General features: G+C 70.9%; 25 protein-coding genes. 14 read left to right on the top strand and 11 right to left on the bottom strand.

Annotated features, from left to right (window positions below):
- Window position 1: 1 nt before the first annotated feature.
- The 6 genes from ACFVYR_RS24210 to ACFVYR_RS24235 form a co-directional block, all read right to left on the bottom strand.
- A complete protein-coding gene (locus ACFVYR_RS24210; RefSeq protein ID WP_384252457.1) occupies window positions 2–1,594 on the bottom strand; it encodes an AMP-binding protein in 1,593 nt (530 codons plus the stop codon).
- 145 nt (window positions 1,595–1,739) lie between these two features.
- Window positions 1,740–2,957, bottom strand: a complete 1,218-nt coding sequence (locus ACFVYR_RS24215; protein WP_384252454.1) for an SDR family oxidoreductase — start codon at window positions 2,955–2,957, stop codon at window positions 1,740–1,742.
- A complete protein-coding gene (locus tag ACFVYR_RS24220) occupies window positions 2,954–4,195 on the bottom strand; it encodes an alpha/beta fold hydrolase (RefSeq protein ID WP_384252452.1) in 1,242 nt (413 codons plus the stop codon). Before ACFVYR_RS24220 ends, ACFVYR_RS24215 begins: the two co-directional genes overlap by 4 nt.
- 20 nt (window positions 4,196–4,215) lie before the next feature.
- Window positions 4,216–5,787 carry a class I adenylate-forming enzyme family protein gene (locus tag ACFVYR_RS24225; RefSeq protein ID WP_384252449.1) on the bottom strand — a complete coding sequence of 524 codons (1,572 nt, stop codon included), beginning with the start codon at window positions 5,785–5,787 and terminating at the stop codon, window positions 4,216–4,218.
- Complete coding sequence (locus tag ACFVYR_RS24230) at window positions 5,787–6,029, bottom strand: acyl carrier protein (RefSeq protein ID WP_384252447.1); 243 nt, start codon at window positions 6,027–6,029, stop codon at window positions 5,787–5,789. Before ACFVYR_RS24230 ends, ACFVYR_RS24225 begins: the two co-directional genes overlap by 1 nt.
- On the bottom strand, window positions 6,026–7,090 hold the full coding sequence (locus tag ACFVYR_RS24235; RefSeq protein WP_384252445.1) for a hypothetical protein: 1,065 nt from the start codon (window positions 7,088–7,090) through the stop codon (window positions 6,026–6,028). Before ACFVYR_RS24235 ends, ACFVYR_RS24230 begins: the two co-directional genes overlap by 4 nt.
- A 348-nt stretch (window positions 7,091–7,438) precedes the next feature.
- Between ACFVYR_RS24235 and ACFVYR_RS24240 the strand changes: the two genes are divergently transcribed.
- Genes ACFVYR_RS24240 through ACFVYR_RS24265 form a run of 6 tightly spaced genes read left to right on the top strand, consistent with a single transcriptional unit; the run spans window position 7,439 to window position 13,482 of the window.
- Window positions 7,439–9,661 (top strand): MMPL family transporter, encoded by a 2,223-nt coding sequence (locus ACFVYR_RS24240; RefSeq protein WP_384252443.1) that lies wholly within the window; start codon window positions 7,439–7,441, stop codon window positions 9,659–9,661.
- Between the two features lies 1 nt (window position 9,662).
- Window positions 9,663–10,691, top strand: coding sequence for a 1,2-phenylacetyl-CoA epoxidase subunit PaaA (gene paaA, locus ACFVYR_RS24245; RefSeq protein ID WP_384252440.1), 1,029 nt, complete (start codon window positions 9,663–9,665; stop codon window positions 10,689–10,691).
- Between the two features lie 5 nt (window positions 10,692–10,696).
- Window positions 10,697–10,996: a 1,2-phenylacetyl-CoA epoxidase subunit PaaB gene (gene paaB, locus ACFVYR_RS24250; RefSeq protein ID WP_384252438.1), complete on the top strand. Its 300-nt coding sequence runs from the start codon at window positions 10,697–10,699 to the stop codon at window positions 10,994–10,996.
- Window positions 10,986–11,810 carry a 1,2-phenylacetyl-CoA epoxidase subunit PaaC gene (gene paaC / locus ACFVYR_RS24255; RefSeq protein ID WP_384252436.1) on the top strand — a complete coding sequence of 275 codons (825 nt, stop codon included), beginning with the start codon at window positions 10,986–10,988 and terminating at the stop codon, window positions 11,808–11,810. Before paaB ends, paaC begins: the two co-directional genes overlap by 11 nt.
- Entirely contained in the window at window positions 11,804–12,307 is a 504-nt protein-coding gene (gene paaD, locus ACFVYR_RS24260) for a 1,2-phenylacetyl-CoA epoxidase subunit PaaD (protein WP_384252433.1), read from the top strand. The genes paaC and paaD overlap by 7 nt, the downstream gene beginning before the upstream one ends.
- A gap of 29 nt (window positions 12,308–12,336) precedes the next feature.
- Entirely contained in the window at window positions 12,337–13,482 is a 1,146-nt protein-coding gene (locus ACFVYR_RS24265) for a 2Fe-2S iron-sulfur cluster-binding protein (RefSeq protein ID WP_384252431.1), read from the top strand.
- Between the two features lie 124 nt (window positions 13,483–13,606).
- Here ACFVYR_RS24265 and ACFVYR_RS24270 read toward each other — a convergent pair whose 3' ends face one another.
- The 4 genes from ACFVYR_RS24270 to ACFVYR_RS24285 all read right to left on the bottom strand — a co-directional run bounded on the left by ACFVYR_RS24270 (window position 13,607) and on the right by ACFVYR_RS24285 (window position 19,042).
- Window positions 13,607–15,889 (bottom strand): heterodisulfide reductase-related iron-sulfur binding cluster, encoded by a 2,283-nt coding sequence (locus ACFVYR_RS24270; protein WP_384252429.1) that lies wholly within the window; start codon window positions 15,887–15,889, stop codon window positions 13,607–13,609.
- A 143-nt stretch (window positions 15,890–16,032) separates the two neighbouring features.
- Window positions 16,033–16,560 (bottom strand): flavin reductase family protein, encoded by a 528-nt coding sequence (locus ACFVYR_RS24275; protein WP_384252426.1) that lies wholly within the window; start codon window positions 16,558–16,560, stop codon window positions 16,033–16,035.
- A 29-nt stretch (window positions 16,561–16,589) separates the two neighbouring features.
- The gene (locus ACFVYR_RS24280; protein WP_384252424.1) at window positions 16,590–18,068 is read right to left on the bottom strand and encodes an aminotransferase class I/II-fold pyridoxal phosphate-dependent enzyme; all 1,479 of its coding nucleotides are present in this window, start codon (window positions 18,066–18,068) and stop codon (window positions 16,590–16,592) included.
- Window positions 18,069–18,283: 215 nt separating this feature from the next.
- On the bottom strand, window positions 18,284–19,042 hold the full coding sequence (locus ACFVYR_RS24285) for a DUF5324 family protein (protein ID WP_384252574.1): 759 nt from the start codon (window positions 19,040–19,042) through the stop codon (window positions 18,284–18,286).
- 352 nt (window positions 19,043–19,394) lie between these two features.
- On the opposite strand from ACFVYR_RS24285, the gene ACFVYR_RS24290 reads away from it, so the two are divergent.
- Both ACFVYR_RS24290 and ACFVYR_RS24295 read left to right on the top strand, forming a co-directional pair.
- The gene (locus ACFVYR_RS24290) at window positions 19,395–19,928 is read left to right on the top strand and encodes a peptidylprolyl isomerase (protein ID WP_384252422.1); all 534 of its coding nucleotides are present in this window, start codon (window positions 19,395–19,397) and stop codon (window positions 19,926–19,928) included.
- Between the two features lie 135 nt (window positions 19,929–20,063).
- Complete coding sequence (locus tag ACFVYR_RS24295; RefSeq protein WP_384252419.1) at window positions 20,064–20,969, top strand: rhomboid family intramembrane serine protease; 906 nt, start codon at window positions 20,064–20,066, stop codon at window positions 20,967–20,969.
- A gap of 266 nt (window positions 20,970–21,235) precedes the next feature.
- Here ACFVYR_RS24295 and crgA read toward each other — a convergent pair whose 3' ends face one another.
- A complete protein-coding gene (gene crgA, locus ACFVYR_RS24300) occupies window positions 21,236–21,493 on the bottom strand; it encodes a cell division protein CrgA (protein ID WP_384252416.1) in 258 nt (85 codons plus the stop codon).
- A gap of 141 nt (window positions 21,494–21,634) precedes the next feature.
- Here crgA and ACFVYR_RS24305 point away from each other — a divergent pair, with 141 nt between their 5' ends.
- From ACFVYR_RS24305 to ACFVYR_RS24330, 6 genes are read left to right on the top strand one after another with little or no spacing between them, the layout of a single operon-like run.
- The gene (locus tag ACFVYR_RS24305) at window positions 21,635–22,405 is read left to right on the top strand and encodes a DUF881 domain-containing protein (protein WP_384252414.1); all 771 of its coding nucleotides are present in this window, start codon (window positions 21,635–21,637) and stop codon (window positions 22,403–22,405) included.
- A gap of 27 nt (window positions 22,406–22,432) precedes the next feature.
- The gene (locus ACFVYR_RS24310; RefSeq protein WP_384252571.1) at window positions 22,433–23,176 is read left to right on the top strand and encodes a class E sortase; all 744 of its coding nucleotides are present in this window, start codon (window positions 22,433–22,435) and stop codon (window positions 23,174–23,176) included.
- Between the two features lie 52 nt (window positions 23,177–23,228).
- Entirely contained in the window at window positions 23,229–23,390 is a 162-nt protein-coding gene (locus ACFVYR_RS24315; protein WP_384252411.1) for a hypothetical protein, read from the top strand.
- Window positions 23,387–24,046, top strand: a complete 660-nt coding sequence (locus tag ACFVYR_RS24320) for an aminodeoxychorismate/anthranilate synthase component II (RefSeq protein ID WP_384252408.1) — start codon at window positions 23,387–23,389, stop codon at window positions 24,044–24,046. The genes ACFVYR_RS24315 and ACFVYR_RS24320 overlap by 4 nt, the downstream gene beginning before the upstream one ends.
- Complete coding sequence (locus tag ACFVYR_RS24325) at window positions 24,043–25,278, top strand: class E sortase (RefSeq protein ID WP_384252405.1); 1,236 nt, start codon at window positions 24,043–24,045, stop codon at window positions 25,276–25,278. Before ACFVYR_RS24320 ends, ACFVYR_RS24325 begins: the two co-directional genes overlap by 4 nt.
- 24 nt (window positions 25,279–25,302) lie before the next feature.
- Window positions 25,303–26,049, top strand: a complete 747-nt coding sequence (locus tag ACFVYR_RS24330) for a class E sortase (protein WP_384252403.1) — start codon at window positions 25,303–25,305, stop codon at window positions 26,047–26,049.
- The last annotated feature ends 160 nt before the right edge of the window (window positions 26,050–26,209 follow it).

Genomic DNA, 26,209 nt, shown 5'->3' on the forward strand with positions numbered 1-26,209 from the left:
CTCAGTTCAGCACCCCGTCCAGAGCCGGAATGGAACCGTCCGTCAGACCGGCGGCGAGGACGTTCCGCTGCACCTTCCAGGTGGCGGTGTGCGGCATGTGCTCCCAGGCCACGTGCACCGGATCCGGGAACTCGGGCAGGTGCGCGACGGCGGCCTTCCACGCGGCGCGGTCCAGCGGCTGGTCCCTGCGGGTGCTCACCACGGGCCGTACGGTGTCGCCGACCCGGACGAAGACGGCCTCGGTCAGCTCGGGCAGCGCCTCGATGAGGGAGTCCTCGGCGGCCAGCAGGCTCTCCAGGCCGTCCGTCTGGTCGAACTCACGGTCCATCAGGTGCACACAGCCCCAGCGGGTCTTGTAGCCGATGTCCTGGAGGTTCCACCAGTCGTCGTCACACCGCTCGTCGTACAGCTCCTGCTGGCCCACATAGGTGAGGGCGACGCCGGATGACCTGGCCTGGATGTAGCCGTTGCGGGTGCCCTCGTCCTGCGGGCGGGGCCGGATGCGGGCCTTGGTCATGCCGGGGAAGACGAAGCCGACGCAACGTCCGTCCGCCTTCTCGATGTTGCGGCGGGTGTAGATGCGCATGGTGACCGGGCCGGTCTCGGTCTGCCCGTAGGTCTGGATGAAGAGCGGGGAGCGCCGCCTGCTCGCCCCGAGCAGGGTGCGGATGCTGCGCGGGTGGATGGCGTCGAACGTGCTCATGAAGATGCGTACGCGCTCGAAGGGCCCGTCCGGGATGCCGGCCAGCTCCTCCCAGTGCAGGTACATGTTGGGGTGCGCCTCGACACAGCCCGGCCTGCACTCGGAGAGCACCTCGCGCACGCTGTCCACGTCCGCGCTCGCGAGCGGCGCGATGCCGATGCCGAGCTGGAGCGCGGTGGCGAGGGCCGCGTAGGTGCGGGCGTGCACGAAGGAGATGCACATGGCGAACGTCTCGCGGTAGCGCAGCAGCTTCGCCATCTTCGCCTGGGTGTTGATGGGCAGCTGCGTGCCCCGGCGCGCGGCGGCGACCAGCTTGGGCACCCCGGTCGTACCGGAGGTGTGGGTGATCAGTGCGGGCGCGTCCTCGGGGATGTCGGGGTACGGCGGTGCCTCGCCCGGCGCGATCGCGGCCAGCGAGTCGAACCCGTCCTGCTCGCCGTGGGTGAGCAGGACGGACGGGGTGTGCTCGCGCAGCGCGTCGGCGTGCTCCCCGGCGCGCGCCAGGACGGCCGGATCGGTGAGGAAGTGGTCCGGCCGCAGCCGGCTCATCATCGTCACCACCGTCGGCCACTCAAGGAACGGCGCGAGCATCGCGGGGACCGCGCCCACCCGGCCGATGGCGCAGGCGAGGAAGAGGATGTCGGCGTTGTGGCTCTTGAAGACGGCCACGGTGTCGCCGGGGCGTACGCCCGCGGCGTACAGCCGGGCGGCCGTCTCCTCGACGAGCCCGGCGGCCTGCGCGTAGGTCGGCCGCAGGCCGAGCCCGGGCGCGAGGTCGAAGGGCCGGTCCAGGTAGAACAGCGAGTCGGGGTACTTCTTCGCGGCCTGCTGGGTGATCAGACCCAGTGTGAACAGCTTCCCGGGCTTCGGCAGATCGTCGGGCAGGTGCATGCGCGGTCTCCTCTCCTGGAGGGGACGGGAGACGGGTGCGGCGTCTCGGGCGTGGGTGGCGGCGTACGGCGGCGTGCGGTGGAGCGAGGGCACCGGGCGCCGACGGCGGTGGGGGACACCGTCGGCGCGGTCGGTGATCAGTGGCTCAGCCGGTGGTGGCCAGTCGGCGCGTGGGCTTGAAGGCGAAGGCGGCGCGGGCCGGCGCCGAGCTGCGGCCGTCGGCCTCGATGCGGTCCAGGTACCACTGCACGAAGCGGCGCACCTCCGCGCGGTCCAGGTCGAAGCGCTGGGCGCCGACGCCGCAGACGGACTCGGTGTTCGTCTGGTCGAAGCGCTTTCCGTTGATCATGTACGAGGCGTAGAACTGGATGCCCTCGTCGAGCTTCAGGTCGATCGCGGTGAGCAGGCCCCGGTTGGAGACGAAGCGGGGCTCGCGCAGTCCGGCGAGGGCGAAGACCTCCTCGATGACCTCGCCGACCGTCGGAGAGCCGCCGTTGTTGAGGTGGTAGACGGTGCTCAGCGCGCCCTCGCGGCCGATGGCGACGGCGTTCCTCGCCACCAGGTCGACGGGGACGAGGTCGCACTCGATGTCCGGGTCGGCGATGATCGGCACCCGCCGGTGCTGGAGCAGGTTGCCGAACTCCTTCTCCACGGCGCGGCGGAAGCGCAGCGCGGACGAGACGAAGCCGTACATGCCGGTGAAGCTGGTGGCGGCGCCGGTGCCGGAGTGGCCGATGACGATGGAGGGGCGCAGCACGCGCCACGGCAGACCGGACCCCGCGACCTCCTGCTCGCCGATGGTCTTGGTGGCCTCGTAGACGTTGTTGGCCGACTCGGTGTCGCCGGGGAACTCCTCGTGCATCAGGCCGGTGCGCCTGCCCGCCACGTACGCGGTGCTGACGTGGTTGAACACCGGCTCGCCGAGGGCCTTGGCGAGCGCCAGCACGTTGCGCGTGCCGGTGACGTTCATCAGGTTGATCTCGTCGGCGTGCCGGTCCTCGTACTTGAGGGAGGCGGCGACGTGCCAGAACGTGCCGGGCGCGGTGCCTCCCGCGGCGGCCAGGAACCGGTCGGCGGAGCCGGGCAGCGCCTCGTCCGTGATGTCCCCGGCTATCGCGCGGGTGCGCTCAAGGATCGCGGGCAGCAGGCCGGGGACGTCGTACATCTCGGCCGCGTGGCCGAGGGCGTCGTGCAGGCGGCGGGTCGCGGCCTCGTCGTCGGCGCCGCGCACCAGGCACACCAGGTGGTCGGAGGTCTGCTGGAGCAGTTCCAGCGCGAAGGCGCCGCCGACGAACCCGGTCGCCCCGGTGATGACGTGTACGGCGGGTGTGACGGGCGTGACGGAAGTCGTGGTGGCGGTCACTGTGCGGACTCCTGGGAGGTGTCGGGCAGGGTGGGGCTGTGGTGGGCGCGCAGGTGGGCCGCGATGGAGGCGAGGCTTTCGAAGACCTCCGGCGGGACGTCCATGTCCCACTCGACGGACAGCCGCTCCTCGATCCGGCCGAGGAGCAGGGTGAACGCCCAGGACTCCAGGCCGATGCTGTTCAGCGGGGTCTCGGCGAGGCCCGTCGCGGGCAGGTCGGCCCGGTCGGCGACGACCTCGCGCAGCAGTGCGCAGAGCACGGCGAGCAGCGCGTCGCCGCCCTCGGGGACGGTGGCCGGCGCGGTGGCCGCCGCACCGGGCGATTCGGCCGCGCCACCGGCGGTGTCCGGAACCCGCTCGTCACCGGTCTGCGGGGCAACGGCCGCCTCGCGGGCCGCCAGCGAGTCGAGGAAGCGCTGGACGCGGGCCTGGAAACCGTCGCCGTCCTCCATGTACGGGAGGTGGCCGACGTCGTGCATCCACTCGACCTCACAGTCCTCGATGAGCCGCCCGGCCTCCGCCCCGAGCGCCTCGTTCCACATGTCGTCCTTGTCGCCGAGCAGCAGCAGCGTGGGCTGCTTGATGGCGGCGAGGAGTTCGGGCCCGTCGGTGACCTGCGTGGCGCACTTGAGGTTGGTGAGCATCGGGTCCGGCGGGTGGATGGCCGTGAACGCCGAGCGCAGTCCGAGGTAGCCGGTGGCGCCCATCTCGCGCATCGCCGCCTCGCTGAAGACGACCGAGTACAGGTGGTCCCAGAGGGCCTGCGTCCCGCCCAGTTCGAGGGAGTTGATGCAGGCGCGCTCGGTGGCCCTGCGCCGGATGCCGTCCGAGGGCGTGCAGGACGGGCCGGTGAGGATGAGGCCGTCCACGCGCTCGGGGTAACGGGCCGCGAAGTCCCGGCAGATGAAGCCGGAGGCGGAGGTGCCGAGCAGATGGGTGCGCTCGATGCCGAGACCGTCGAGCAGCACCCGCAGGTCCTCGACGTGGTCGTCCCAGGTCATGTCCGGGGAGACCGACGAGGCGCCCTGGTTGCGCAGGTCGTAGGTGAGGACCCGGTTCCGCTTGGCCAGCTCGGCGGTGAAGTTGCGCCACATCGGGGCGATGATGAAGAAGTTGTTCACCAGGGTGAGGTGCGGGCCCTCGTCCCCCTGGATCTCGTAGTAGAGCTCGGTGTCGTCCGAGACGCGGAGCGTGCGCTCCGCGGTGTAGCGCAGGTCGAGCGTAGGTGCGCTGGTCATGGCCTTGCCTTCCTTCCGGCTCAGGCGCGCAGCAGCCGCTTGAGGATCTTGCCCGCGGGGCTGCGCGGCACGTGGTCGATGAACTCCAGATGCCGGGGGCGCTTGTACGGCGCGAGGCGCTCGGCGAGGTGGGCCGTCAGCTCGGCCCGGGTGACGGGCGGTGCGGTGTCGTCCGGCGCGGTGCCGTCGTCCGGGGCGCTGTCGCCCGCCCCGGCGGGGCCGGTCACGATGTACGCCTTCGGGACCTCGCCGTAGTCCGCGTCCGGGACGCCGACCACGGCCGCGTCGCGCACCAGCGGGTGCGTGAGCAGCGCGCGTTCGATCTCGGCGGGGTACACGTTCTGCCCGGCGCGCAGGATCAGGTCCTTGCGCCGGTCGACGAGGTGGATGAGTCCGCTCCCGTCGACGCGGCCGAGGTCGCCGGTGCGGATCCACCCGTCGACGGTGATCTCCTCGGTGGCGGCCGAATTGTTCCAGTAGCCGCGCATCAGGCCGGGGCCGCGCACGGTGATCTCGCCGACGGTGCCGACCGGCAGCTCCTCACCGGCCTCGTCGAGTACGCGTACCGACATGCCGGGGATGACCCGTCCCGCGGGCAGCGGCGCGTCGGTGGTGGCGGCGAGGTGGTCGGCCGGGCCGAGCGTGGCGAACGGGCCGCCCACCTCGGTCATGCCGTACACCTGCCGGAAGCCGCAGTCGAGCCGCTCGGCGGCCTCGGCGTGCACCTCGACGGGCATCGGCGCCGCCCCGTACATCACCTCGCGCAGGGAGCCGAGGTCGGCGCTCGCCATGCCCTTGCTCTGCAGCAGGAAGCGGAGCATCTGCGGGACGAGCCAGACGTGCGTGGCACGGTGGCGTTCCATCGCCGCGAGCGCCCGCTGCGGCGTGAAGCCCGGCAGCAGTACGACGGTGGCGCCCGCCGCCAGGTAGGTCAGGATGACGGTCATGCTGCCGTGGTAGAGCGGGCAGCAGTTGACCAGCACCATGTCGTCGGACGGCGCCGCCACGGCGAGCCAGCCGAGCGAGATGCCGCGGAACGAACCGTGGTCGACGGTGACGCCCTTGGCCCGGCCCGTGGTGGCCGAGGTGTGCAGGATCGCGGCGAGGTCGCTGTCGGCCACGTGCGGGAACCGGAAGAGGTCCCCGTCGTCCGGGGCGGCGTCATCGGCGTCCGCGGCGTCCCCGGCCCGCGGAGCGGTCAGCTCCGCGTACTCCGGGCCGTCCACCGCGAGGCGCATCCGCACCGGCAGCCCGGGGTGGCGGTCGAGGAGCGCGGCCTCGCCGAGGATCACGCTGACGCCGGTGCGCCGCACCATGCCGGTGACCTCGGTCGCCGTGAGGCTGTGGTTCAGCGGTACGAAGAGGGCGCCGAGCCTGGCCAGCGCGAAGTACGACTCGATGACCTCGACGCGGTCGAGCGAGAGGACGGCGACCCGGTCGCCCTTGGAGACGCCGCGCGCCGCGAGAGCGCGCGCGAGCCTCGCCGTGCGCTCATCCAACTCGGTCCAGGTCACCGAGCGTTCGGCGTCGATCAGCGCCGTGCGGTCCCCGAAGCACTGCCGGTTGCGGTGCAGGACCTGCCCGAGCCACATCAGGCGGCTCCCGCTGCCGGGCGGCGCGCGGCGATCATGCGCTCGTAGTCGGCGATGGAGGACAGGTCGTCCATGTCCTCCGCGGTGACCTCCACGCCGGTGCGCTCCTCGATGAGCAGGACCAGGCGGACCAGGTCGCCGGAGTCGACGCCGCTCGCGCTGAGGTTGGCGTCGTCCGTGATCTCGCCGCCGAACTCCGTCAGGCCGGTCAGTTCGACGAGCATCTCCCGTACGGTGCTCATGCGTTGCCTTTCGCTGTGGTGCCGCTGAAGGTGTTGTCCCAGGACCCGTCGCCGACGGGGCAGTCGTGCACGGCCAGCGGTTCGCCGGCCGGCACGGACCAGGGCAGGAACCGGCTCGGGACGGAGCCGGCGCAGAAATCGGAGAACTCCTCGTGAGGCGGTCTGTGCCGCTCGGAGAGGACGGCGAAGACCGGGTCGACGGGCTTGAACACGCCGTCCTCGTCAAGGACTTCGCACCAGGCGTGCTCGGCGTCGAGCACCCCCAGGTAGCGGCCGCGGCGGGTACGGGCGGTGAGCCCGTCCGCCTCCGCCCGGCGCCGGAGCTCCAGGGAGCAGACCGTGCAGTCCATGATCCCGAGCCGCTCGGTCTCGGCCGGGTCGGTGCGCAGAGCCGGATGCATCCACTGGAAGCGGTAGGGCCCGTCGCGCAACTCGCGTACGAGCGTGTCGAAGTGGCGCCTGGCGGTCGCCGAGAGCAGCGGGGCGCGCCGGCCGGAGGTGGTGACCCGGCCGGTCAGGCGCAGTGCCGCGGCGTTCTCGACGACGAGTTCGCCGCCCTCGCGCACGGCGGGCTGCTCGCACTCCAGCGCGTCGACGCTGCCGCCGAAGACCTCGGGCGTGGGCAGCGCGATCCGCCAGCCGCCACCCGGGCAGCGGTCTTCGCGGCAGCGCAGCCGCCAGTCCAGCGTCCAGTGGCGCGGCGGGGTCCAGGTCTCGGGGGCGCCAGAGGCGAACCGGAGCATCATCCGCTGCCCGGCCAGCGGGACGCTGCTCACGGCGCCGGAGTAGAGGGCCGTGTTGGCCAGGTCGTGGTAGTCGAAGCGGAGGCCGGCGCCGGACCCCGCGTGGGCGAGGCCGCCCGCCGCGAGCCGGTCGAGGAGCGCGTCGTCGCAGCCGAGCAGGGCACGCGCCTCGTCCCGCCCCACCCGCAGCTCCCGGAACCGCTCCGGCATCGGCACCAGTTCGCGCAGCGCCGAGAGCCAGGGCCGCAGCGCGGGATCCGCGCCGTCGTCCCCCTCGGGGGGCGGCGCGGCGGCGCGTGCGCGGACGTCAGAAGACATGGTGGCGCGGTCCTTCCTGGCAGGCGGGGCGAGCGAGGGCCACGAGCGCGCGGCGGGGGCTCGGGCGGTACGGAAGCGGTACGGGAGCGGTGGGGCGCTCGGGCGATGCGGAAGCGGTACGTAAGGAAGTGGCCCGCAAACGGGCACAGGGCCTGCGCGCCGAAGCGGCACGCACCACAGAAGAGTCCGCCGCACCGCCCCGGCTATCCCTCGCCGGCCGGAAAAGACGGTGTGGCGTACCCCATAGCCCCGCCGTGGATTGCACGGCCGTTCCGCGACCTCATCACCGACGGGGGTGTCCCGCCCTCAGCCCTGTCACGCCCCCCTCCGCGAAAGGGAGTTTGCGAAGTGTTCGAAAGGCTGTTGCACCTGCTGGAGAGGGGACCGCGGCGTCTGCTCTGGACGGTCGGACTTCTCGCGCTCGTCTGTCTGGCGGCCGGCGGATCCCAGATGAAGTCCATGACCATGGGCGTGGACGACTACGACGACTCCGGGTCGGCCGCGGTCAAGGTCCTCGGCGACGTGGAGAAGGCCACCGGCGCCAGCCTCGAACAGGGCTACGTCGTCCTCGTCGATCTCGACAAGCCCGTGGACCCCCGGTCCGCCGAGCGCCCGGAGCGGCTGCGGCGCGCGATCGACCTGATCAAGAAGCGTCCCGAGGTCACGGACGTCGCGGACTTCGTCTCCGCCAAGAACCCCGCGATGGTGCGCGAGGACCACCGGAGCACGTACTTCGTCGCCTCCGTGAAGGGCTTCGCGCCGGGCGACGCCGTCACCAAGGCCGTCACCGCCACCCAGGACGCCCTCGACGCGGACAAGCAGCTGCGCGACAGCGTCACCCTCGGCGGCCCGACCGCGTCCAACGTCGAGGCCAGCGCGATCTCCAGCGAGGACCTCGGCAAGGCCGAGGCACTGGCCTTCCCGATCCTGCTGATCCTGCTGCTCTTCATCTTCCGCGGCGTGATCGCGGCGCTGATCCCGCTCGGCGGCGCCCTCGTCGCCATCGCCGTGGCGCTCGGCGTGCTCGGCGCGGTGATGACCGTGCTCGACCTCTCGATCTTCGCCCTCAACCTGGTGATGGCGCTCGGCATCGGCCTGTCCATCGACTTCAGCCTGCTGATCATCTCCCGCTTCCGCGAGGAGCTGCGGGCGGGCCACGACACCCGCGACGCCGTCGGCAGGACCATGCGCACGGCCGGCCGCACCGTCCTGTTCAGCGGCCTGACCGTCGCCGTGGCGCTGGCCTCGCTGCTCGTCTTCCCGCAGCGCTTCCTCTACACGATGGGCATCGCAGGCATCGCCACCTCCCTCGGTGCGCTGATCTTCGCGCTGCTCGGCCTTCCCGCGCTGCTCACCGCGCTCGGCGGGCGCATCAACAAGTGGGCCCCCAAGAGCTGGCAGCGCTCCCAGGAGCTGAGCGCGGGCAACGAGTCCGGCGGCCGCTGGTACCGCTTCTCGCACGGCGTGATGCGCCGCCCGGTGAGCGCCGCGGTGGCCGCGAGCGCGGTGCTCGTGGTCCTCGCGCTGCCCGCCTTCGGCACCAAGTTCACCGGCATCGACTCCGCCTCGATGCCCGCCGACTCCGACGCGGGCCGGGTGTACGCGACGCTGGAGAAGGACTTCCCCGGCTCGCTCCAGTCGCCGGTCCACCTCATCTCCGAGGCGCCGAAGGACGCGGGGGCCAAGCTGGCCGGCTACCGCGAGCAGCTGGCCGGGCTCGACGGCGTGGCCGCCGTGACGCAGCCCCGCCCGATCGGCGACGGCATGTGGGAGACCCAACTGGCGCTCAAGGACGCGCCGTTGTCGCTGGAGGCCCAGGACACCCTGGACGCGGTCAAGGCCGTCGACGCCCCGTACCCGACGGTGTCCACCGGCAACACCGCGCTCTACGACGCGATGATGAGCAGCCTCGGCGACCACCTGCCGCTGAGCATCATCCTGATGTCTCTCACCACGCTGCTCATCCTCTTCGCGATGACCGGCTCGGTGGTGCTCCCGCTGAAGGCGGTCATCACCAACCTGCTCACCCTCGCGGGCACCCTCGGCCTGCTCGTCCTCGCCTTCCAGGACGGGCACTTGGCGGGCGCCTTCGACTTCACCGGCCAGGACGCGCTCCAGCCGACGATGCTCATCATCCTGCTCGCCGTGGCCCTCGCGATGTCCACCGACTACACCGTCTTCCTGTTCTCCCGCATCAAGGAAGGCGTCGACCAGGGGCTCCCGGACCGCGAGGCCATCGCGGGCGGCCTGGAGAAGGTCGGCCGCACGGTCACGCTGGCCGCGGTGCTCTTCTGCATCCCGATGGGCGCCCTCATACTGTCCCGGCTGATCTTCATCAAGCAGCTCGGCTTCGGCACGGCCGTCTCGGTGATCATCGACGCCACCCTCGTACGCGCCCTCCTCGTGCCGTCGCTGATGGCACTGTTCGGCAAGGCCAACTGGTGGGCGCCCGGTCCGCTGCGCCGCTTCCACACGCGCTTCCTCAGCGGACTCCAGGAGCGGGACGAACCCGCCGCGCCCCCGTCGGCGGTCGCCGGACGCGAGCCCGCAGGCACCGGACGGGAGGCCTGACTTGACCGCTGACACCGCGCTCCCCGAACGCCTTCAGGAGCGCTTCGACGAACTGCTCCGCAACGACGAACGGGTCGAGCCGCACGACTGGATGCCCGACGGCTACCGGCGCATGCTCGTACGGCAGATCGGCCAGCACGCCCACTCGGAGATCATCGGCATGCAGCCCGAGGGCGCCTGGATCGCCCGCGCGCCCTCGCTGCGCCGCAAGGCCGTACTCCTCGCGAAGGTGCAGGACGAGGCGGGGCACGGGCTCTACCTCTACGCGGCGGCGCAGACCCTCGGCGTCAGCCGCGGCGAACTGCTCGACGCCCTGCACAGCGGCCGCCAGCGCTACGCGGGCACGTTCAACCACCCGGCGCTCACCTGGGCGGACACCGGGGCCATCGCCTGGCTCACCGACGGCGCCGCCGTCATCAACCAGGTGCCGCTGTGCCGCACGTCGTACGGCCCGTACGCCCGCGCCATGCTGCGCATCTGTCAGGAGGAGACCTTCCACGTACGCCAGGGCTTCGACTCCCTGCGCGCGCTGTGCCAGGGCACGCCCGAGCAGCGGCAGATGGCGCAGGACGCGGTGAACCGCTGGTGGCTGCCGGCCGTGGCGCTGATGTTCGGGCCGCCGGACACCCCGGCCAGCAAGGACCGCGCGGCTGCCTTCGGGGCGAAGCACACCGCGCGGGCCATCGCCTGGGGCATCAAGCGGCACCCCAATGACGAGCTGCGCCAGCGGTTCGTCGACATCTGCGTGCCCCAGGCCGAGGAGCTCGGCCTGAGCCTGCCCGACCCGGCCATCGCCTGGAACCCCGAACGCGGCCACCACGACTTCACGCCCGTCAGCTGGGACCAGTACCGCGAGGTGCTCGCGGACGACTCCCAGTGCGCGCGGCAGCGCCTCGCGCACCGGGTCGCCGCGCACGAGGACGGCGCCTGGGTACGGGAGGCCGCGCTCGCGGCCGCCGCCCGGGACGAGGCACACGAGGCGGCCCGTGCGAGCGCACCGGCCGCCGACCAGAGCAGAGGGACACCGTGATGAGTATGTACCCGACCACGAGGGCCGAGACGCCCTGGGAGGTCTTCGTCAGAACCCGCCGCGGTCTGGGCCACCAGCACGTCGGCTCGGTACTCGGCGCCGACGCCGACCTGGCGATGGCCAACGCGCGCGACCTGTACACGCGGCGCGGGGAACCGTCGTCGATCTGGGTGGTCCGCTCCTCGGACATCCGCGCCACCGCGCCGGACGAGAAGGAGCCGCTGTTCAGCAACGGCACGGGCAAGCCGTACCGGCTCTCCGAGCAGTACGCGGCGCCGGCGGGCGGCAGCGACCATGGGCACTGAGACCGTGACCGCGCCCGCCCCGTCCGCGCCGCGGGACACCATCGCGCCGCGGGACACCGCCGCGCTGGAGGACGACACCGCGCGGTACGCCCTCGCCCTGGGCGACGACGCCCTGATCCTCTGCCAGCGGATCTCCGCCTGGGTGACCAGGGCGCCCTCCATCGAGGAGGACCTGGCGCTGTCGAACATCGCCCTCGACCTCCTGGGCCACGCCCGCACCCTGCTCGCGTACTCCGCCGAGCTGACCGGCCACGGCGACGAGGACACCCTCGCGTTCACCCGCACCGAGCGGCAGTTCCGCAACGTCCTGCTCGCCGAGATCCCCAACGGGGACTACGCGCTCACCCTCGCGCGTCAGCTCTGCCTCACGCACCACACCAGGCTCCTGTACACCGCGCTCACCGACTCCGCGGACCCGGCACTCGCCGCGTTCGCCGGAAAGGCGGTCCAGGAGTCCGCGTACCACTGCACGCACGCCGAGCAGTGGACGGTCCGGCTCGGCACCGGAACGGAGGAGAGCCACCGCCGGATGCAGGCGGGGCTCGAGCAGGTCTGGCCGTACACCGCCGAGCTGTTCGCCTCGGACCCGGTGACCGCACGGCTCGTGGCGGACGGTGTCGCCGTGGACCCGGCGGGCCTGCGGGCCCCGTGGGACGCGGCCGTCGGCGGTGTGCTGGAGAAGGCCGGGCTGACCCTGCCCGTGCCGAACTGGCATGCCCGCGGCGGCCGGGACGGCCTGCACACCGAGGGGTTCGGGCCGCTGGTCGCCGAACTCCAGGCGGTGCACCGGCAGTACCCCGGGGGCACGTGGTGACGGCGGTACGCGAGCGGTTGTCCCCCGAGCGGGTCCGAGAACGGGTCGGCGCGGTGGCCGACCCCGAGCTGCCGTTGATCACCCTTGGGGAACTGGGGGTGGTGCGCCAGGTGACGGCGGGTCCCGACGGGACCGTGGAGGTCACCGTCACGCCCACCTACACCGGCTGCCCCGCCATGGACACCATCGTGGCGGACATCCGGGCCGAACTCGCCCGCTGCGGGCATCCGGACGGGCGGGTGCGGACCGTCCTCGCGCCCGCCTGGACCACCGACTGGATCACCGCGGACGGCCGCCGCAAGCTCGCCGAGAACGGCATCTCACCGCCGGGCAGCCGGACCGCGCCGCTCCACCTGCGGCTCGGCACCGGCGTGGGCTGCCCGCACTGCGGCTCGACGGCCACCCGGCCGCAGAGCCCCTTCGGGGCGACGCGCTGCCAGTCCGTGCTGGTCTGCCTCTCCTGCCGGGAGACCTTCGGCCACATGAAGGCGATATGACACCACGAGACGGAGCTGTCCGTACCCTCATGGAGCGAACGCAGAGCCCCGACCCGCCCGGCCCGGCCCCGGCCGGACCCGGCTTCCACGCGCTGCCGGTGCGCCGGGTGGACCGGCTCACCGACACGGCCGTGGCCGTCACGCTCGGGGTCCCCGGCGAACTGGCCGCCACCTTCGCCCACCGCCCCGGCCAGCACATCGCGGTACGCCACCGGCTCGCGGGCGCGGACGGGGGTGAGGGCGCGGAGATCCGGCGCAGCTACTCGATCTGCGGGCCGCCCGTCTCCGCGCCACCCGGGACGTTGCGCATCGTCGTCAAACAGCTGGGCCCCGGCGGCTTCGGCGAGTACGCCGTCACGCGGCTCAGCGCGGGCGACACCCTCGAAGCAGGCCCGCCGAAGGGCAGTTTCACGCTCGCGGACCGGCCCGGCGCGCACCACGTGCTGATCGGCGGGGGCAGCGGCATCACCCCGCTGCTGAGCATGGCGACCGCCGCGCTGCGCGACGACCCGGGGTGCAAGGTCTCGCTCGTCCACGCCAACCGCACGGCGCGCTCGATCCTCCTCGCCGAGGAGGTGGCGGACCTCAAGGACCGCTACACCAGCCGGTTCTTCGTGCTGCACGTGCTGTCCGGGGAGGAGCGCGAGTCCGAGGTGCTGTCGGGCCGGATCGACGCCGCGAAGCTGCCGCGCCTGCTGGCCGGTCTCGGCGCGGGGCCGCACGACGCCCGCACGCACTTCTACCTCTGTGGCCCGTGGGGCCTGGTGGAATCGGTGGAGCACGTCCTGCGGGAGCTGGGCGCCGACCCGTCCCGCGTACGCCGGGAACTGTTCACGACGGAGCCGGACGCGCGCGACGCCCGGACGGACCGCCGGGGCACGGCCGCGGGCGACGGCGGGGCCCGGATCACGGCCACGCTGCACGGCCGCAGCACCGAGGCCGAGATGACCCCGCAGGACCCTTCCCTGCTCGCGGCGGTCCTGCGGCACCGGCCGGAGACCCCGTACTCGTGCCGCGACGGCCTGTGCGGCTCGTGCCGCGCGCGGGTGGTCGACGGCAAGGTCGTCCTGGCCCGGCGCTACGCGCTCACCCAGGAGGAAGAGGACGCCGGCTACACGCTGCCGTGCCAGGCGCGTCCGGCCTCGGCCCACGTACGGCTGGACTTCGACGCGTAGCCGGGCCACAGGCACTGGGCCGGACACAGACGTCCGGACACAGACGTACGGACACAGACGAAGAGGGCCGGAACCGCATGTCGCGGTTCCGGCCCTCTCGCGCGTCGGTGCGTCCGACGGGCCGCTACTTGGCGGGTTCGGGCTCCGTGGCCTCTTCGGCGTCCGGCTCACTCGCCGGGTCGGTCGGTGTCTTCACGGAGTCGAGGAGGAGTTGTGCGACGTCGACGACTTGGACGGATTCCTTGGCCTGGCCGTCGTTCTTCTTGCCGTTGACGGAGTCGGTGAGCATGACGAGGCAGAACGGGCAGGCGGTGGAGACGATGTCGGGGTTGAGGCTGAGGGCCTCGTCGACGCGTTCGTTGTTGATGCGCTTGCCGATCCGCTCCTCCATCCACATGCGGGCGCCGCCGGCGCCGCAGCAGAAGCCGCGTTCCTTGTGGCGGTGCATTTCCTGCTGGCGCAGGCCGGGGACGGCGGTCATGATCTCGCGGGGCGGGGTGTAGATCTTGTTGTGGCGGCCCAGGTAGCAGGGGTCGTGGTAGGTGATCAGACCCTCGACCGGTGTCACCGGGATGAGCTTGCCCTCGTCGATGAGGTGCTGGAGGAGCTGGGTGTGGTGGATGACCTCGTAGTCACCGCCCAGCTGCGGGTACTCGTTGCCGAGCGTGTTCAGGCAGTGCGGGCAGGTCGCGACGATCTTCTTCGCCGACTTCGGCTTGGCGGATTCCGGGGTGGCCTTGCCGTCGTCGTCGAGCTCCTCGCCGAACGCCATGTTCAGTGACATGACGTTTTCCTGGCCGAGTTGCTGGAAGAGGGGTTCGTTGCCCAGGCGGCGGGCGGAGTCGCCGGTGCACTTCTCGTCGCCGCCCATGATGGCGAATTTGACGCCCGCCATGTGCAGGAGTTCCGCGAAGGCCTTGGTGGTCTTCTTGGCGCGGTCCTCCAGGGCGCCGGCGCAGCCGACCCAGTAGAGGTACTCGACCTCGGTGAGGTCCTCGATGTCCTTGCCGACGACCGGGACCTCGAAGTCGACTTCCTTGAGCCATTCCAGGCGCTGCTTCTTGGCAAGCCCCCAGGGATTGCCCTTCTTCTCCAGGTTCTTGAGCATCGTGCCCGCCTCGGAGGGGAACGACGACTCGATCATCACCTGGTAGCGGCGCATGTCCACGATGTGATCGACGTGCTCGATGTCGACCGGGCACTGCTCCACACACGCGCCGCACGTGGTGCAGGACCACAGGACGTCGGGGTCGATGACCCCGTTCTCCTCCAGCGTCCCCACCAGCGGACGCTCCGCCTCAGCAAGGGCCGCGGCGGGCACGTCGGCCAGCTGCTCCGCGCTCGCCTTCTCCTCGCCCTCCATCGTCTTGCCGCCACCGGCCAGCAGGTACGGGGCCTTGGCGTGCGAGTGGTCGCGCAGCGACATGATCAGGAGCTTGGGGGAGAGCGGCTTACCGGTGTTCCAGGCGGGGCACTGCGACTGGCAGCGACCACACTCCGTACACGTCGAGAAGTCCAGCAGACCCTTCCAGGAGAACTGCTCCACCTGCGAGACACCGAATACCGCGTCCTCGGCCGGGTCCTCGAAGTCGATCGGCTTACCGCCCGACGCCATCGGCTGCAACCCGCCGAGCGCCGTGCGGCCGGAGGCCTCGCGCTTGAACCAGATGTTCGGGAAGGCGAGCATGCGGTGCCAGGCGATGCTCATGTCGAGGTTCAGGCTGACCGTGATCATCCAGATGAAGGACGCGCTCAGCTTGAGCATGGCGAAGAAGTAGACCCAAGTCTCCACGCCGGAGTGGCCGACGTCCTGGAAGAGGAGCGTCACGCCGTAGGAGACGTAGTTGTCCGGGCCGTAGTCCGCGTGGTGCAGCACGCCTTCGAGGCCGCGCAGCGCCATCACCGAGAGACCGATGAGGAAGATGACGGTGTCGACGAAGTAGGCGTGGGCCCGGTTCGATCCGGCGAAGCGGGACTTGCGGCCCGGCCGGGTCGGCAGGCTCAGCTGCCGGATCACGAACATGATCACGATGCCGAGCGTGGTGCCGGTGCCGATGAACTCGATGTACATCTCGTACGGCAGCCAGCCGCCGATGACCGGCAGCGTCCACTCGGGGTCGAAGAGCTGCCCGTACGCGTTCACGATCGTCAGGATCAGCGTGTAGAAGCCCAGCGCGACGAACCAGTGGGCGAAGCCCACAAGCCCCCACTGGGCCATGCGCGTGTGGCCGAGGAACTCCTTGACCAGCGTCACGCTCCGCTGCCACGGATTGTCCAGACGATTCGCGTTCTCCGGCAACGGCGCACCCAGCCGGAAGAAGCGGAAGAAATGCACAAAGGCGCGCACGAACAATGCAATGCCGACCGCGCTGAGTGTCAGCGAAACGACGATCGCGGCGAGTTGCATGGGGGCTCCTCGAACCGGTCCCGGTGGGGCTGATGGCTGCCTATTACTAAGCGGTAACTTATTGAGCTCGTACGAGAGTACCGTCCCGCTCAGCGGCAGCAACACCCGCACCGGCAGTGATCTGCGTCGCTGCTATCGCGCCATCACGCCGGGTGACCCGCGTCGATGTCGCCCACGCCGTGCAGCGTGAGCGCGGCTCGCTCCTCGGCGGTGCCTTCGGTGCCTTCGGTGCCCTCGGTGTTTTCGGTGCCCGAGGTGCCCGCGGCGCGGGTGAGAACCGGGTCGAGGATGAAGGCGACGTGGTCGCCGCCGTCGACGCGCTCGTGGACGCGGCCGGTGAACCAGCCGAGGGCGTCATCGAGGACGACGGTGCCATCCGGCCCCTCGTGCCACGGAAGCCCGGCGAACTTGTCCGTCTCCGCGCTGCAGAGGGAACCGAAGCGCTCGGCGAGGTCGTGCCGGTCGTGCGGCAGGAGGTGGACGGCGAGAGTACGGACTTCCAGGGCCAGGTCGTACGTGTGGTTGGCCTTGGAGAGCCATACGGCGAACCGCGTCGGATCCAGGGAGCACTGGCTCGCGAAGCCGACCAGACACCCCGCGCGCCGACCGTCCCCCGTCGCCGCCGTGACCACGTACACGGGCGGATTCAGGAGCCCCGTGAAGGCGTCCATGTGCTCGTCCCTCTCGGCCCCCGGTGCGTTCACGCGGTGACCCGGACGGTCTTCAGGCTGCTGTCGGCGGCGTCGGGGAGGTTCATGCCCGCCCGTACGCCCGTGCGCAGATAGGTCAGGACCGGCTCGGTCAGCCGCTCGCCGGGGAGGACGACGGGGATGCCGGGCGGATACGGGGTGATCATCTCGGCGGCGACACGTCCTGCCGCGTCCTCCACGGGGACGTCCTCGTAGGAGGCGAAGTAGGCGTCGCGCGGCAGTGCCGCCTGGGTCATCCGCAGGTCGGCGGGGTCAGGGACGGTCACCCCGGGCGCGTCCTTCAGCTCGTCGGCGTGTGCGGACAGATCGCGCAGCGCGTCGAGGAGCCGCCCGGCGGTGGACTCGTCGTCGGCGTGCGTGAGCTGGGCGCTGATCCGCCGGTGGTCGAAGAGGTGCATGTCGATGTGGTGGTGGGCGCGCAGCCAGTCCCCGGCGCGATAGCCGGTGGTGCCGAGCGCGGAGAGGTCGATCACGATGGGCAGCGGGTCGAAATCCGCCGCGAGCCCAGGACCGCAGTAGTCGTCGGCGTCATCGACGTGCAGTCCGTCGATCCGTTCGATCGCCGCACGGGTGCGGGCGGCGAGGCGAAGGGCGTCGTCGATGAGCTGCCTGCCGGTCTTGACCATTTGGCGGCGCCAGCCGTCCAGGCCCGCGTAGAGCAGTACCGAGGGGCTGGTGGTTCCCAGCAGATCGGCCCGGGAAGCGAGGACGGCGGGGTCGATGAGGTCGCCCTGGAGGTGGAAGACCGAGCCCTGTTCGAGACCGCTGCCCATCTTGTGGACGCTGGTCACGCAGATGTCCGCGCCCGCGTCCATCGCCCAGGACGGCAACTCCTCGTGGAACGGCAGATGGGCGCCCCAGGCCTCGTCGACGATCAGGGGCTTTCCACGCCGGTGGCACACCTCGGCGATGGCGTCCAGGTCGGCGGCGGCCCCGTAGGGCGTGGGGCTGGTGACCAGTGCGCCGTCGGCGTCGGGGTGGGCGGCGAAGGCCCTCTCGAAGGACTCGGGCCGGGGCGGATGGGCGATATGGCGCTCGGCGTCCCAGGCCGGCTCGACCCAGACGGGCTCGACCCCCGAGAGGATCAGGCCCGCGATGACGGACTTATGGGCGTCGCGTCCGACCAGGAGACGGTGGTGCGGCGCGGTCACGGTCAGCATGGCCGCCTTGACCGACAGGGAGCTGCCGCAGGTGGAGAAGTAGGTGTGCTCGGCGTGGACGGCGTCGGCCATCAGCCGCTCGGCCCGCTCCAGGACGTTGTTGCGGGTCAGCCGGTCGTCGAGCCCGCCGTTGGCGAGCACATCGCCGAGGAACACGGCGTCCCCGAGTGCTTTCCGTACCTGGGGGTCAGCGCCGCGGGCCTGCTTGTGGCCGGGGGGAGTGAAGGCCAGTTCGCCGGCGTCGTGGTAGCGCTCCAGCGCCTCCAGCACAGGTGCCTCGTCGTGGTTCAAGCTCTCGTTCTCAGCCATGCCAGGAGGAGTTCCCTTTCCGGCGTGCGCCAACCAGTGTCAGCGCTGCCGACGCTCACTCAGGCCACCGGGCTCACCCGAACCACTCAGTCGCCGGGCTCCCCCGCGCGGCGCCTTGTTTCACGTGAAACATCGTGGGGTGGAGACCTCAACATGGTGGGGCGAAGACCTACCGGTCTTCGCCCCACGCTGTCGTCGTCGGCACCAGGGCCGCGTCAGCTCTTCTTCTTGTCCGCGGCCTTGGAGTCCGTGCCGTCCTTGGCGTCCTTTGCGTCCTTGGCCTCCGCCTCGGCCTCGGCCTGCTTGGCCTGGACCTCGGGGTCGAGGGACGTCTGACCGCTGCCGTCCACGGAGGTCAGCGGGGTGGTGGTGGCCTTGGCGGCCGGGACCTCCGTGGCCGCGGGGGGCTCGACCAGCCAGTCGGGGTTGGCCTGCTTGTCCCACCACTTCCAGGCGGCGACCGCACCACCCGTGAGGATGCCGACGACGGCCAGGCCCTTGGCGAGACGTCCCATCCTGGCCCGGCGCTCGTGCTTGCGGGCCAGGCGCTGGATCTCCTTCGCCGAGACCTGGCCGCGCAGTGCGGCGAGTGCCGCCGTACCGCGGGAGGCCGCCTCCTCGCGGACCGGCTGCGCGGCGGCGACCGCCTGCTCGATGCGGGGCTTGGAGTAGTCGGCGGCCTGGCGGGCCGCCTTGCGCGTACGGGCGGCGGCCTCCTGCGCGGCCTGGTCGACCTTCGGCGGTACATGCGTGCGGGCCTGCTCGACGCGGGGGGCGACGTGGGCGCCGTACTGGACACGAGCCTGCTCAGCGGCCTGCGACACCTTGGGCGCGAGCCGTACGCGCGCCTCGTGGGCGTAGTGGGCGGCCCGGTCCTTGGCCGTGTCGGCGTAGGGCGCCACCGCGTCCGCGGCGTGACGCACGCTGTCCTTGGCCGAGCCGGTCGCGGCGCGCACGCTGTCGATGCGGGTCACGGGATCCTCCTCCTCGGTGGCGTATAGGTATGTCACCTTTCCACCCTTTCAGGGATCATGCCTTCCGGATCGCTCCGACGGGCATGCAAGGGCGGGCATCCGGGTGTCGGTCCGCGCCAGTCGATCCGTTTCCCGGGCAAGGAAAAATCCCTGCGTCCCCCGAGTGCCCCGATCGGCCCGCCCGTACCGCTCCCGTCGAATCCCATCGCTTCCCGTCGATCGAATCGGTACGAAAGAGCTTCCGGCCGACAATGCCACGGATCGCTTCGACGCGCGCCCGGTCGGTGGCTACTCGTCCCAAACCGGTCCGTGCGAGGATCGGTGGGTCACAGAAGACAACGGAAGGCAGATCGTGGCTGAGCAGCTTTACGCCACCCTGAAGACCAACCAGGGCGACATCGTGGTCCGGCTCCTGCCGAACCACGCGCCCAAGACGGTCAAGAACTTTGTGGAGCTCGCCCAGGGCGAGCGTGAGTGGGTTCACCCGCAGACCGGCAAGAAGACGACGGACCGGCTGTACGACGGCACCGTCTTCCACCGGGTCATCAGCGGCTTCATGATCCAGGGCGGCGACCCGCTGGGCAACGGCACGGGCGGCCCGGGCTACGAGTTCGAGGACGAGTTCCACCCCGACCTCGCCTTCGACAAGCCCTACCTGCTCGCGATGGCCAACGCCGGTCCGGGCACCAACGGCTCGCAGTTCTTCGTGACTGTCTCGCCGACGGCGTGGCTGACCCGCAAGCACACGATCTTCGGTGAGGTCACCGACGCGGCCAGCCAGAAGGTGGTGGACGCCATCGCGGCCACCCAGACCAACCCGCGCACCGACCGTCCGGTCAACGACGTGGTCATCGAGTCCGTGGTCATCGAGACCCGCGACGCCTGACCTGCGCGTATCAGCGAGGGCCCGCGCGTAGCCGCGAGGGAACCAATCCGCCCCGCCCGTCCGTAAAGGAAGGGCGGGGCGGTGCGTTGCCACACGTGCCGTCACCGTGCCTTCGTACGAGATTGAGGGGACCCCATGGACCAGGCGCCAGGCAGCCCGCAGGAGCCGCAGCAGCCCGAAGGCGCGTCGGGCCCGCCCGGCTGCTACCGGCATCCGGACCGTGAGACCGGCATCACCTGCACGCGCTGCGAGCGCCCCATCTGCCCCGAGTGCATGATCAGCGCGTCGGTCGGCTTCCAGTGCCCCGAGTGCGTGCGCAGCGGCTCGGGCACCGGCCACACGCCGGAGGCCAACCAGCCGCGCACGGTCGCGGGCGGCACGATCGCCGCCGACCCGCGCCTGGTCACCAAGGTCCTGCTCGGGATCAATCTCGCGCTGTTCGTCGTGCAGATGGTGGTCGGGGACCGCTTCACCGACCGGTTCGACCTGCTGGGGCGCGCCTTCGTCCCGGAGTTCGGCTCGGTGGAGGGCGTCGCCGAGGGGCAGTGGTACCGCCTCGTGACGGCGATGTTCCTGCACAGCAGCTACATGCACATCGCCTTCAACATGCTCAGCCTGTGGTGGATCGGCGGCCCGCTCGAAGCGGCCCTCGGCCGCGTCCGCTTCCTCGCGCTCTACCTGGCGTCGGGCCTCGCGGGCGGCGCGCTGACGTATCTCCTCGCGGAGCCGAATCAGGCCTCGCTCGGGGCTTCGGGCGCCATCTTCGGTCTTTTCGGCGCGACCGCCATCCTGATGCGGCGGCTCAACTACGACATGCGGCCGGTCATCGCGCTCCTCGCGATCAACATGGCCATCACCTTCTGGTGGCCGAACATCGCCTGGCAGGCCCACATCGGCGGACTCGTCGGCGGCGTCATCGTGGGTTACGCGATGGTGCACGCGCCCCGCGGGCGACGGAACCTCATCCAGTACGGCACCTGTGCGCTGGTGCTGGTCGCGGCTGTGGTCATGGTCCTCGTACGCACCGGGCAGCTCACCTGACGTACCACGTTGTCCACAGCGTGTGCCCGATCTTGTGCATGCTGTGGGGAACAGCAGTGCCCCTCGTCACTGACCTGGGTTTCCCCAGCAAGGACAAGGGGCACGCGAGGTGTGGAGATCCCGTGGACCGGTCACACCAACGTCAACCGGCCGAGGGTTATCCACAGATCTTCAGTCTTATCCCCAGGTGGGGATAGCGCTGTGGATAACTCAGGGCAGGGCTTGCGGAACGAGGGACGGGACGGGTGCTACTTCCACTGCGGGTGCTACTTCCACTGCGTGGAGACGCCGAAGCCCGCCGCGATGAAGCCGAAGCCCACCACGATGTTCCAGTTGCCCAGCGGGTCGATCGGCAGCTTGCCGTCCGTGACGTAGAAGACGACGATCCAGGCGAGGCCGATGAGGAACAACGCCAGCATCACCGGAGCCACCCAGCTGCGATTGGTCAGCTTGATGGCCGTCGCCTTCTTGGCCGGCGGCGGCGTGTAGTCGTCTGCCTTCTTGCGGATACGTGACTTCGGCACGAGGGTCTCTCCTGTCGATGCGCTGCGTGGCCGCGCAGGTGACTGTGGTCTGGCGCCGGGCGTGGCACTACGGGAGCTGAAGCCTCCCCCGGGCGTCCGTTAGCGTAGTGCTTCCGCGGCGCTGAAGGAGATAAGGGTACGTTGAGCAATTCTGCCGACCCCCACAAAGGTGCCGGTCGTCGCCCCCGATGGCGTCCGGTTCGGGTGCTTACGGGTGCTGTTTTCGCCCTTGCCGGCCTGATCTTCTTCACCAGTTTCAACACGGCCAAGGGAACCAACATCCGTACGGACGCCTCCCTGTTGAAGCTCTCCGACCTCATTCAGGAGCGCAGCCACAAGAACGGCGAGCTCGACGAGTCCAACGGCTCCCTGCGCGACGACGTCGAGTCGCTCGCCCAGCGCGACAGCGGCGGCACCAAGGCCGACGAAGCCCGGCTCGACGCGCTGGAGGAGAACGCCGGCAGTAAGAAGCTCAGCGGCGACGCGGTCACGGTCACGCTCGCCGACGCCCCGCCCAACGCCACCGCCAAGCTCCCCGGCTACCCCGAGCCCCAGCCCAACGACCTGGTCATCCACCAGCAGGACCTGCAAGCCGTGGTCAACGCCCTCTGGCAGGGCGGCGCCAAGGGCATCAAGGTCATGGACCAGCGGCTGATCTCCACGAGCGCCGTGCGCTGCGTCGGCAACACCCTGATCCTCCAGGGCCGCGTCTACTCCCCGCCGTACAAGGTGACCGCGGTCGGCGACCCCGGCAAGCTCAAGAACGCCCTGGCGGCCTCCCCCCAGATCCAGAACTACATGCTCTACGTCAACGCCTACGGTCTCGGCTGGAAAGTGGACGACGACGGGGCGGTGACTCTTCCCGGCTACTCGGGCACAGTGGATCTCCACTACGCGAAGCCGGTGGAGTAGCACCCGGGGAGGGAGCGTCCTGTGTCGGTGCGTGCGCTCGTCAGGACGTTCAGCGAACTGTGCGTCACCGTCGGCACGTTGATCGTGCTCTTCGTCGTGTACGTCCTCTTCTGGACCGGCGTGAAGGCCGACAACGCCATGGACAGCCAGATCGACGAGCTGCAGGACCGGTGGGCGCGGGGCGCGGTCTCCGCGGGGACGGACGACAAGCCGGCCGGGACGTCCCCCGACGACGGGACCGCACCCGACGACGGGGCCTCGTCCGGCAGCGAGGCAGCGCCCGAGGAACCGGCCCTCTACAAGGACGGCAAGGCCTTCGCCGTCATGTACATCCCGCGGTTCGGTTTCACGTGGAACAAACCCGTGCTCCAGGGCACCGGCACCGACGTCCTGAAGAAGGGCCTCGGCCACTACGCCTCCACCGCCCGGCTCGGCCAGAAGGGCAACTTCTCCGTCGCGGGCCACCGCCGCACCTACGGCGACCCCTTCAAGGACTTTCCCGAGCTGCGCCCCGGCGACCCCGTCGTCCTGACCGACGGCACGACCTGGTTCACGTACCGCATCGACAAGAAGCCCTTCAGGACACTCCCCGGCGACATCGGCGTCATCGATCCCGTGCCGCGCAGATCCGGCTACGACGGCCCGGGGCGCTACCTCACCCTGACGACCTGCGAACCGGAGTGGGGCCACAGCCACCGGCTGATCGTCTGGGCGCATCTGGACGCCACCCAGCCCGTGGAGGCCGGGAAACCGGAGGCACTGCGCCGTTAGTCTGGTGCCGTACGGCGAGGGAGGCCATGCCGTACGTGACGGAAGGGACGGCATGTACGGCTGGATCTGGCGGCATCTGCCGGGAAACGCGTGGATCAGGGCGCTGATCTCGCTGGTGCTCGTACTCGCGGTGGTCTATGTGCTGTTCCAGTACATCTTCCCGTGGGCGGAACCGCTCCTGCCCTTCAACGACGTCACCGTGGACGGCCAGTGAGCGCCGCCGGCGGCCCGCGCCGCAGCCGCGTCCTCGTCGTCGACAACTACGACAGCTTCGTCTTCAACCTCGTCCAGTACCTGTACCAGCTGGGCGCCGAGTGCGAGGTCGTGCGCAACGACGAGGTCGAGCTCAGGCACGCCCAGGACGGCTTCGACGGCGTGCTGCTCTCGCCGGGTCCCGGCACGCCGGAGCAGGCCGGGGTCTGCGTGGAGATGGTGCGCCACTGCGCCGCCACCGGCGTGCCCGTCTTCGGCGTCTGCCTCGGCATGCAGTCCATGGCGGTCGCGTACGGCGGTGTGGTGGACCGCGCCCCGGAGCTCCTGCACGGCAAGACCTCGCCGGTCCGCCACGAGGGCAAGGGCGTCTTCGCGGGCCTGCCGTCGCCGTTCACCGCGACCCGCTACCACTCGCTGGCCGCCGAGCCCGCCACCGTCCCGGCCGAGCTCGAGGTCACCGCGCGTACGGAGGACGGCATCATCATGGGCCTGCGCCACCGCGAGCTGCCGGTCGAGGGCGTGCAGTTCCACCCCGAGTCGGTGCTGACCGAGCACGGCCATCTGATGCTCGCCAACTGGCTGGTGGAGTGCGGCGACACCGGCGCCGTCGAGCGATCGGGCGGGCTGGCCCCGGTGGTGGGCCGGGCCACGGCGTGACGGACGTGCGCCCCGAGCGTGACTCCTCCGGAGCCCCGGACGACGCGGATGACGCGTACGGGGCCGCAGGCGCGTTCGAGGCGGCGGTCGACGACCTGGACGACCCGCTGACGGATCCACTGCCGGGACAGCGCCCTTCGCCGGGGCAGCACCCCTCGCCGTGGTTCCGGAGTGCGCCCGCGGCGGAGCCGGAGCAGCAGCCAGCGGCTGAGCCCCCGGCGGCGGTGCCTGCGGAGCCACGGCCCCAGCCGGAACCCACGTACGACGAGCTGTACGGCGGGTACGCCCCCCAGCCGGACCGATCGGCCCCCCACCACCCCGTCCCCGTCCCCGTCCCCGTCCAGGACGACGAGACGGTGGGGCTGCGCACGGTGGACGCCCGCCGAATAGCCGCACCGGAACCCGACCTCCCCACGGAAGGCGGCCGGGCAGCCCGCCGCAAGGCCGCCAGGAAGGGCGGTACGCGCCCGGCCGAGAGCCGCGACCGGGCCGCCGGAAACCGACCGGCCGCCGCCCCCCTCTCCCGCGTGGAGGCACGCCGTGCCGAGCGCGCCCGCAGGCCGTCACCCGGCGCCGTCATCAGCCGGGGGCTCGGCGAGGTCTTCATCACCGTCGGCGTCCTGATGCTCCTCTTCGTCACGTACCAGCTGTGGTGGACGAACATCCGCGCCCATCAGCAGGCGGACAGTGCCGCCCACGACCTCCAGGAGAGCTGGGCCAAGGGAGAGGGCAGGCCGGGAGCCTTCGAGCCGGGGCAGGGCTTCGCGATGCTGCACATCCCGCGCCTGGACGTCGTCGTGCCGATCGCCGAGGGCATCGACAAGCAGAAGGTCCTCGACCGCGGCATGGTCGGCCACTACAGCGAAGGCAGCACCAAGACACCGATGCCGGACGCCGCGCCGGGCAACTTCGCGGTCGCGGGCCACCGCAACACGCACGGCGAGCCGTTCCGCTACATCAACCGCCTGGAGCCGGGCGATCCGATCGTCGTGGAGACGCGGGACAAGTACTTCGTCTACAAGATGGCGAGCATCCTGCCGCAGACCTCCCCCGGCAACACGAGCGTGATCGGTCCCGTCCCGCCGGGTTCGGGGTTCACCAAACCCGGCCGGTACATCACACTGACCACCTGTACCCCGGAATTCACGAGCAAGTATCGAATGATCGTCTGGGGCAAGATGGTCGAGGAACGACCGCGCAGCAAGGGCAAGCCCAGCGCGCTCGTGAACTAGAACGGTGAGAACGGGGCGGAACGAGTGGCAGCCACGACCGACGACGAGCAGCAGGCCAAGGCGCCCGCACCGGACCCCGATCCGGCCCCCGCACCACGACGCAGGGGCCGCGGCCCCATCGCCACCGCGGTCAGCGTCTTCGGTGAACTCCTCATCACCGCGGGCCTGGTGCTCGGCCTGTTCGTCGTCTACTCGCTCTGGTGGACGAACGTCATAGCGGACCGCGAGGCGCACAAGCAGGGCAACCGCGTGCGCGACCACTGGGCGAGCGGCCCCGGCAAGATCGACACCAAGGACGGCATCGGCTTCCTGCACGTCCCCGCGATGGGCGGTGGCGAGGTCCTCGTCAAGGCGGGCACCAGCAGCAAGGTCCTCAACGACGGCGTCGCCGGCTACTACAAGGACCCCGTCAAGTCGGCCCTCCCCGAGGACAAGGAGGGCAACTTCGCGCTGGCCGCGCACCGCGACGGGCACGGCGCGAAGTTCCACAAGATCGACAAGATCGAGAAGGGCGACGCGATCGTCTACGAGTCCCGGGACAAGTGGTACGTCTACAAGGTGTACGCGACGCTGCCCGAGACCTCGAAGTTCAACGTGAAGGTCCTGGACCCCGTCCCGAAGGAATCGGGCGCGAAGAAGCCGGGCCGCTACATCACGCTCACGACCTGCACGCCGGTCTACACCTCGCGGTACCGGTACGTGGTGTGGGGCGAGCTGGAGCGCGTCGAGAAGGTCGACAGCAAGCGGACGCCACCGGCGGAGCTGAAGTAGCCGACGTACGCGGCACGCACGGACCGACGCTCCGCCACTCACCGACCGAGACCGCGATACGACAGAGCCCCGGGGGGCGGGGAGCGGTGGCCCGGGGGCGCCCCAGCGGGGGGGGGTGGGGGGGGTGAGGGGGGGAAGCCCGGGCCGGGGCCGCCGGCGG

Source organism: Streptomyces sp. NPDC058284 (assembly GCF_042881135.1).
In the GTDB taxonomy this organism is placed as follows: domain Bacteria; phylum Actinomycetota; class Actinomycetes; order Streptomycetales; family Streptomycetaceae; genus Streptomyces.